At 69.9% G+C, this 7,409-nt stretch carries 9 protein-coding genes; 6 read left to right on the top strand and 3 right to left on the bottom strand.

Annotation, left to right across the window (positions count from 1 at the left end; translation table 11 throughout):
• Nucleotides 1-241 precede the first annotated feature (241 nt).
• Nucleotides 242-676 (top strand): hypothetical protein, encoded by a 435-nt coding sequence (locus tag ACH4C6_RS35510; protein WP_398112732.1) that lies wholly within the window; start codon nt 242-244, stop codon nt 674-676.
• Between the two features lie 108 nt (nt 677-784).
• Here the strand turns inward: ACH4C6_RS35510 and ACH4C6_RS35505 are convergent, their stop codons facing one another.
• Complete coding sequence (locus ACH4C6_RS35505) at nt 785-1,090, bottom strand: hypothetical protein (protein WP_398112731.1); 306 nt, start codon at nt 1,088-1,090, stop codon at nt 785-787.
• Nucleotides 1,090-1,731 carry a hypothetical protein gene (locus ACH4C6_RS35500; RefSeq protein ID WP_398112730.1) on the bottom strand — a complete coding sequence of 214 codons (642 nt, stop codon included), beginning with the start codon at nt 1,729-1,731 and terminating at the stop codon, nt 1,090-1,092. The genes ACH4C6_RS35505 and ACH4C6_RS35500 overlap by 1 nt, the downstream gene beginning before the upstream one ends.
• A 215-nt stretch (nt 1,732-1,946) precedes the next feature.
• Here ACH4C6_RS35500 and ACH4C6_RS35495 point away from each other — a divergent pair, with 215 nt between their 5' ends.
• The 5 genes from ACH4C6_RS35495 (at nt 1,947) to ACH4C6_RS35475 (ending at nt 6,737) form a co-directional block, all read left to right on the top strand.
• Complete coding sequence (locus ACH4C6_RS35495; protein ID WP_398112729.1) at nt 1,947-3,884, top strand: helicase HerA domain-containing protein; 1,938 nt, start codon at nt 1,947-1,949, stop codon at nt 3,882-3,884.
• Nucleotides 3,885-3,976: 92 nt separating this feature from the next.
• Complete coding sequence (locus ACH4C6_RS35490; RefSeq protein ID WP_398112728.1) at nt 3,977-4,801, top strand: FtsK/SpoIIIE domain-containing protein; 825 nt, start codon at nt 3,977-3,979, stop codon at nt 4,799-4,801.
• A 128-nt stretch (nt 4,802-4,929) separates the two neighbouring features.
• Nucleotides 4,930-5,769 carry a hypothetical protein gene (locus tag ACH4C6_RS35485; RefSeq protein WP_398112727.1) on the top strand — a complete coding sequence of 280 codons (840 nt, stop codon included), beginning with the start codon at nt 4,930-4,932 and terminating at the stop codon, nt 5,767-5,769.
• A 36-nt stretch (nt 5,770-5,805) separates the two neighbouring features.
• Nucleotides 5,806-5,985 carry a hypothetical protein gene (locus ACH4C6_RS35480; protein ID WP_398112726.1) on the top strand — a complete coding sequence of 60 codons (180 nt, stop codon included), beginning with the start codon at nt 5,806-5,808 and terminating at the stop codon, nt 5,983-5,985.
• A gap of 176 nt (nt 5,986-6,161) precedes the next feature.
• Entirely contained in the window at nt 6,162-6,737 is a 576-nt protein-coding gene (locus ACH4C6_RS35475) for a hypothetical protein (RefSeq protein WP_398112725.1), read from the top strand.
• Nucleotide 6,738: 1 nt separating this feature from the next.
• On the opposite strand, the gene ACH4C6_RS35470 is transcribed toward ACH4C6_RS35475, so the two are convergent.
• The gene (locus ACH4C6_RS35470) at nt 6,739-7,305 is read right to left on the bottom strand and encodes a hypothetical protein (RefSeq protein WP_398112724.1); all 567 of its coding nucleotides are present in this window, start codon (nt 7,303-7,305) and stop codon (nt 6,739-6,741) included.
• Nucleotides 7,306-7,409 lie beyond the last annotated feature (104 nt).

Raw genomic sequence — 7,409 nt, 5'->3', positions numbered from 1 at the left:
GGGCAACGGCGTTCACCAGGCCATGCTCGGCATCTCCCGGCTCCACAACCTAGCCCTCACCGGATAACTGACACCCCATACGGGACAACCTCTAGCCCTGGTTGTTGCGATCGTCGCTGCCATTGCTGCCGTTGGGTCCTGGAAGGCGGCGCACAGCTCCAACGAGGCCGCGGCGGCCCTGTCGCGGATCGAGCAGCAGCGCCTGCACGCCGATCTCACCCCGGACTTCCGCTGCACGATTGTGGCCAACGAGGCCCGCTCCACCGCAACACTGCAAGTCCACCTCGACGGTCCGCCGGGACTGCTGTCCCACGACGCTGTCGAGATCACCGTGTCCATCCGCAACGACAGCCCCCACCGGGGCAGCGGGCCCCAGCTCGCAGGCACCGAAACTCCCGAAACGGTGCGCGCGCACATCTGGGGACCCTGGAAGTTCAGCGCGGACGGGCGCGACGACACCGGCCGCACGGTCGCGGCGCAGCATCTGGTGGTCGGCGAATGGACTCGGTACGGCCTGACCCCCACCTCGCCACCGTCGTGGTCGACGACTGCCATGGATGTCTGGCATCGCGGCTACGCGAACGCCCCGGTACGTCTGAGCATTACCGCCAGGTCTAAGGGCAGCGAGTGGACCGTGCCGCTGGAAGTCCCCGTCACCATCGAGAGCGCATCCTGACGGACTCGCCCTTCTCACGAGACAAGCAGCCGGGCCTGGACCTCCCACCGGAGGACCGAGCCCGGAAAGGCGCGCCGTTCGTCAGCGGTCGATCAGAGGACCGCGCTTCTACAACACGCCCTTGGAGTCCTCGTCACGAGCCATCCACACCATGCGCGGCCCGCCGTTGTCGGCGGCCTCAGCGATCCGCTCGATCAGCGTGGTGCAGAGGTCTGCGGCTTCGTCCTCCTCGATGTCGTCGGTCGGGAACCCGGCCCTTACGTCCTGGCGGACTTCCTGCCCGCCGTTGAGTCCGATGGTCAGGTCCGCGGGCTGCTTGGCGTCCCACCACACCTGCACGATCGTGTCTGCCCTCACCACCCGCACGCCCAGGGCCTCGCTGTGCAGTTCCACCCATACGTCCGCGAGGGCCATCAGCGCTGCCCTTCCGACGGACGCCGGGGCGTCATGCCGATCGCGTAGGCGACGTCCTCGGACAGGCTCTCGTAGGGCAGGCCGGCCTTCTCCACGATCCCGGCGAGGACCCCGGGCTTGGCGTAGTAGGCGCAGTCGATCAGCCCAGCCTCCAGACGGGCCAGGCGGCGCAGGAAGCGTTCCATGTCGACCGGCCCACCGCCGCGCATCGCCTTCCATGAGTGCGCGTACCGGTTCGCCCAGTCCTGGAGATGACTCGCCTTGCCGTCGAACAGGCCGTCAGCGTCCAGCTTGCCGAGCTGCTTGACGCCCATGGGCCGGAGCCGGTGGTGCCGGGCGGCGGAGGGACGGTAGTTAACCCAGAGCTCCGCGCCGCTGCCGCCGGAGTTGACCACCACCGACCCGGGCACCAGGTCCCACGCCTTCTCGATGGCGGCCGCAGCCTTGTCGATGTCGCTGGCCGGTCGTCCGGTCACCAGCTGCACGTGGCCGAGCCAGCCGTCGCCGTGCTCCAGCACATCAAGCACCGCTCCCGGCAGCGGCCCGCCCGGACAGGCAATCTCCCGTTCCCACAGCTCCTGTGCGTCCTTGCTGCTCTGGAGGAACTGCTCGCGCCTGCGCCGCTGTTCGTGGTCCGTCATCGGCCCCTCTTCCCGTAGATCGGCCCTGAACCTCCCGTTGTACCGACCGCGCCGCACAGATGGACGGCGTAGGCATTTTCAGGTCGCTGAGTTGTCCACAACCCGCAGCTCAGGGCGCACTTCTCAGCGAACTCTGTCCACAGGCAAACCGCTTTACGGTTCGTGTCCGCTTCCGGGTGTGAGGTGCCGGGACGCAGATCGAAAGGGCACGGCCGATGGCACAGACGAAGTTCGACAAGCAGGTGGAGGAGACCGCCGAATCCCTCATGTTCGGCATCGGCCGGTTCCTGGCCGGCCGCCCGATGGACGGGGTGAAGCGGACCGATGCGACGTTCTGGCGCTCGGGCACCCGCGTTCTGCCGAAGGTCGAAGGCCGCGTCTCCCGGTCCTCCTACCGCGCCGGGTGGAAGCGCCTGACCTTCCGCATCAGCACGCTCGCCGCGATCGGCGCGGGCGGCTACCAGGCCGGGTGGGTCCACCAGGACGCCACCGTTGCCACCGCCCAGGAGATATGGGCCGACCCGGACCCGGCGCTCGCCGCGCTGGAACAGACCGGGATCGCCGCGGCGTCGACCGCGGCTGTGGGGACTGCCGCCTATCTCGCGCTGACCCGCAAGCGCCGGGAGCTGATGCGGGAGTGGGTGCTCCCGCTGCACGAAGCCCTCGCGCTGCCGCTGCGCCTGCCGGAGCAGACCGACCCGCGCCGCTACCTCCACATCCCGCGCAACTTCTCCGACGACGACGCGGTGATCCGCGTGGACGTGCCGGGCCGTCTGAACTTCTCCAAGGACCTGGTCGCCGACATCATCACCACCAAGCTCGCCCTGGAGGGCGTCACCCTCTCCTGGCACCTGGCGGGCCGCGAGACGTACGTGACGGTCAAGAAGACCCGCAAGCCCCCGGCCAAGGCCGCCTTCAAGGACCCCGAGATCCACGAGATCGTGGCCGCCGCCAAGGAGTCCGCGCCCGTCATCGGAATCGGCTCCGCAGGGCAGATCGTCACCGTCGACCTCGACGCGGAGTCCCCGCACATCCTGGTCAACGCCTCCACGGGCGGCGGCAAGTCGGTGACCCTGCGGTGCATCGCCTGCCAGATGCTCCACCACGGCTCCCGCGTGTTCGTCCTCGACACCAAGCGGATCTCCCACCCGTGGGCCCACGGCATCGACGGCGTCACCTACTGCCGCGACATCGCCGATATCCACGACCAGCTCATCGAGCTCGGGCAGCTAGGCCGGCTGCGCACCCGGATCGCCGACGAACTCGGCATCGACGCCGACCCGAAAGCCATCGGCCCCAGGGTGCTGATCCTCCTCGAAAAGATCAACGCCACCATGAAGCAGCTGGCCCGCTACTGGGAGAAGATCCGCGAGTCCGGCGACCCGAAGGTCTCCCCGGCCGTCGACGCGCTCAACGAGATCCTCTACATGGGCCGCCAGCTGCGCATGCACGTCCTCCTGGTCGCGCAGTCTGCCACCGCCCGCGCCCTCGGAGGCCCGGAAGTCCGCGAGCAGTTCTCCACCCGCATCTTGGCCCGTTACAGCGTCAACGCCTGGCGGATGCTCGCCCTCGAGGTCCAGCCCGCGCCGAAGTCCACCAAGCACCACGGCCGCGCCCAAATCGTCAGCGGCGGGTCCGCGCGGGAGACGCAGATGCTGTTCTTCACCGAGGCCGAAGCCCGCGAGTGGGCCACCACCGGCAAGAAGGCCGCGGATGCCGGGGGGCCTGTCCCGGTGCAGCTGCACAAGCCGCCCGCCGACTCCCTTGCCGATGCCGCATCCGCTACCGCCCCCGGCCTTCGGCCGGCTCCCGAGCAGCCCGCGAGCGGGGACCGGACCGCTGATGCCCGGGACCTCGCTCCGGCTCCGGCCGCCGCGCCCGGCGAGCCCGCGGCTGGCACCACGGCGACGCCGCCGGCGACCCCGGCCCCGGCTGTGGTCGATGACGACCAGGCGGTGGGGCTCCGCGCGGCCGCTGAACACCACCTGCCCGGCATCACCCTGGCCGCGCTGCGCTTCGCCCGCGCCGACGACCCGGCCTTCCCCGCCCCGGTCGACAAGCGCGGCTCCGCGTTCCTCTACCGCGTCGGCGACCTCAAGAAGTGGGCCCGCAACCGGCCCCGTGCCGCCACCGGCACCACCGACCTCGACTGACGGGCCCTGTCCGCTTCAGCCGACACGATCCGCCCTCTGGAGAACAGCCGGTTCACCAGGACCAGCACGGAAAAGGAACATCGCACCATGTTGTGGAACAAGAACAAGAGCACCCTCCCGGAGCTGCTGCGCCTCACCGACACGGGCCTGCGCGAGCAGCTGGAGGCGATGCCCGCCTCCAGGCCCTCATCGGGCTCGGAGCCGACGGGCAGCCGGTCAGCGTCGACTGGGACACCGAATCGCCGCACGTCCTGGTCTGCTCCGCCAGCGGCGGCGGCACCTCCACCACCCTGCGCACCCTGGCCCCCCAGCTCCTGCACTACGGCGCGCACACCGTGGTCCTCGACCCCAAGCGGATCTCCCAGACGTGGGCGCTCGGAATCGACGGTGTCACCTACTGCCGCGACATCGAGACCATCCACGACGCCCTGGTCGGCCTCCGGACCGAGCTTCAGCGCCGCACCGCCCACATCGACCAGTACGGCGAGTGCGACGACCTGCCGCGTCTGACGGTGCTGCTCGAGGTCGCCCACCACACGCTGCGGCAGCTGACCCGCTACTGGGACAAGGTCCGCCAGGCGAACGACCCGAAGGCATCCCCGGCCGTCGACGCCCTCCATGAGCTCCTCTTCGCGGGCCGCGGGGCCCGCATGCACGTCCTCTTCGGCGGCCAGTCCGACACCACCCCGCTGGGTGCCGTGGTCCGCGAGCAGTTTTCCACCGTGGTCCTGGGACGGGTCACCACACATGCCTGGGGCCGCCTCGCCCCGCAGATCCACCCCGCCCCGAAGGGCAGCACCCGCCCCGGCCGCGTCCACGTCGTCCAGGGCGCCACCGCCCACCCGACGCAGGTCCTGCTCATGACCGACACCGAAGCCGCCGATTGGGCCGGCGGCGTGCAGACCGGGGCGCCGTGACCCACCCGCCCGACCGTGAGGAGAGGGGCGCCCACCCAGGGCGCCCCTCTCCTCACCCCGGAAACGGAGGGCCCGTTGTCGGACCCGCTCCGTACCCTTGGCTGAGGTACCTGAGACAGGAGGGCAACGTGGCCCGCTACTCCAGCAGTAGCCAGCGACGCGCGATCGAGAAGCACCTCAAGGGCATCGCCGAGGACTACAAGCGCGCAGCCAAGCGGAACCCCATCCGGGTGCCGATCCAGACCGAGGCGACTGGCACAGGAGGAGCCATGTCCGGCCGCGACAGCGCCGAAGGAGACCCGGTCCTGGACCGGCTCCTGATGTGGCTCGACGAGCAAGCCCAGCAGAACCGCTCGCACCACGTCGACGTCACCCGGTTCGTCGAAGAACAGCAGCTGCCGGACGAAGACCCCTCCGTGCTCGCCTACGAACTCGAGGAGCGAGACCTGGTCCGCAACTCGCGCGGCCTCGATGATGCCCCCACGGTCTACCTCACCGACGCCGGCCGCGCTGCGATCCACCGGCTGAAGAAGCGGCGAGGCGACCGTGCTGCCCGCCTCCGCTACACCATGGACGCCTTTCACCGGTGGCTGTTCGACACCGCCGGGGACCAGAGGCCGATCAACCCGGTGCTGTTCCTCGCCACGCCTGCCGCCTACTTCGCCGGGTCCGAGATCACCGGCGCCGAGCTGCACGAAGCGCTCGCCCACCTGGCACAGCACAAGCTGATCCAAGAGATCGACACCGAACCCGTCACCGTCGCCATCACGCCCCAGGGCACCCGCTGCGCCCTGGCAGGAGGAAGCGTGCAGGACCACGTCAACCAGCCCCGCCCCGGCACCACGTACAACACCTACCTGCCGAACGCCAAGGGCGTCATCATCGGCGAGCAGCAGAACTTCACCCAGAACAACACCGACGGCGTCGACCCCACGCTGTTCGTCCAGCTCGCCGGATACGTCGGTTAGGTCAGCCCCATCCTGGGCCTGCCCGATGAGGACCGCGTGGAACTGGAGCGCGTCGCCCAGGACCTCCACACCGAGGCGACCTCCGGCAATCCCGAGCCGGGCCGCCTGCGCCAGTTCGCCACCCAGCTCAAGGACAAGCTCCTGGAGGGCGCCACCACCATGGCGGCCACGCAGGGCATCCAGATGGCTGAGCAGGCACTTGCTGCGCTGATGTAGTAGTCGTTTCAGCACCACGGGCCCCGGGGGATCAGCCATGACATCCCCGGGGCCCGACCATATGGAGTCGCACAGTTCAACGACGACGCGGCACTGTCGTCACGCGGCAGCTACTCCTAGCACGCGCCCAACTCGCCATCTCCTGCACGGCAGTTCCTGCCGATACGCTGCCGGACATGGGTCGCCTTGATGACGAGATCCGAGCAGCACGCGCCCGCGCCGACTCCTGGGCGAGCGCTGACCAGCGGCGAGCCGAGCGGGAGCAGAGCGAGGCAGCGGAGGTCCAGCGGCTCCTGGCGGAAGCGGTGGAGCGCTTGAGGCCGTACGGCTCCGAGGTCTTCGTCCAGGTGAAGCCCGCGCTGTTCCGCGGCGAGTACACCGCCAACGGCCAGCGCTTCCGCCAGGTCGCACGGCAACGCTGCTGGAAGCTCTCCCGCCTCTCCGGCCGTCGGCGCGGTGAAGACGGCCAGCTGGAAGACGACTGGATGGAATCGCCGGTCCTGCTGCAGGCAGATGGCGCTGCGGGCCGCTTCTGGCTGGACAACGACATCAGCCCTCAGCGCGAAGGGGAGTACGTGTCCTCCTACGCCCCGGACCCGCTCACGAAGGGCTCGTTCCTGGACACGTCGAACGGCGATCTGCCCTCACAGCTTAAGCGCCGCCTGGGCGAGGCCATCGTCAGCTACGAGCGCGCCGGGCGGCGACGGCAGGGCGGGACACCGGCGTGGACGTCCCGCCCTCCCGTCCCGTAGCTCACGCGGTGGCCGGCTCCGGCACTTCGAGGCACTCCGCGACCCGGCGCGCCATCGCGGCCACCTCCGGCGGGAACCGGCCCAGCGATCCGAGGTCGTCGCACAGCTTGGCCCGCAGCCCGTGCAGGCACGCCATCGTGAACAGCACCTCCGGATGGTCCTCGGGCCGTTGCGCAGCCTCCGCCTGGCGCTGCCCGCGGCCGTACACCATCCGCACGGTCCCGAGCTCGCTGGTGCCTGCGGGCGCCACCTGACCGAGCAGGCCCGCCAGGTGCGCCCGGTCGTCCTCCTGCGGTCCGTCGGCCCGGCTCTGCTGCTGGTTGATCTGGAGGTAGCCGTTCAGGGTCTCCGGGTTCACGCCGACCTGCTCGCAGTACGCGGCAATCAGCATGGCCACGCTGTCCATGGTGTCGGCCGCATCGGCGGCCCGGTACAGCGTCATCCGCTTCCAGTCCCGGGCGACGTCCGAGGCCGCGTAGCTCAGGACCTCCTGGCAGCGCTCGACAGCCTCATACACCAGCTGGTTGACCGCGCGGCGCATCGGCTCGGGCAGCGGAGTGTGTTCCATGGCCGCACGCTAAGAGGTCCTAACAAAGGCGTTGGACGTGCCGGTGGGTGATCAGGCAGGTCGCGAGGCCGAGGAAGGCTTCGTGGATGTCGTCGCGCCGTTCC

The organism is Streptomyces sp. NPDC017943, from assembly GCF_044328425.1.
In the GTDB taxonomy this organism is placed as follows: Bacteria; Actinomycetota; Actinomycetes; order Streptomycetales; family Streptomycetaceae; genus Streptomyces; species Streptomyces djakartensis_A.
This window is presented reverse-complemented; position numbering and strand designations above follow the sequence as displayed.

What these genes read in the sequence shown, in the direction of transcription:
- ACH4C6_RS35470 (WP_398112724.1), bottom strand. Translation starts at nt 7,305, where the DNA reads ATGGAACACACTCCGCTGCCCGAGCCGATGCGCCGCGCGGTCAACCAG.
- ACH4C6_RS35475 (WP_398112725.1), top strand. Translation starts at nt 6,162, where the DNA reads ATGGGTCGCCTTGATGACGAGATCCGAGCAGCACGCGCCCGCGCCGAC.
- ACH4C6_RS35505 (WP_398112731.1), bottom strand. Translation starts at nt 1,090, where the DNA reads ATGGCCCTCGCGGACGTATGGGTGGAACTGCACAGCGAGGCCCTGGGC.
- ACH4C6_RS35500 (WP_398112730.1), bottom strand. Translation starts at nt 1,731, where the DNA reads ATGACGGACCACGAACAGCGGCGCAGGCGCGAGCAGTTCCTCCAGAGC.
- ACH4C6_RS35495 (WP_398112729.1), top strand. Translation starts at nt 1,947, where the DNA reads ATGGCACAGACGAAGTTCGACAAGCAGGTGGAGGAGACCGCCGAATCC.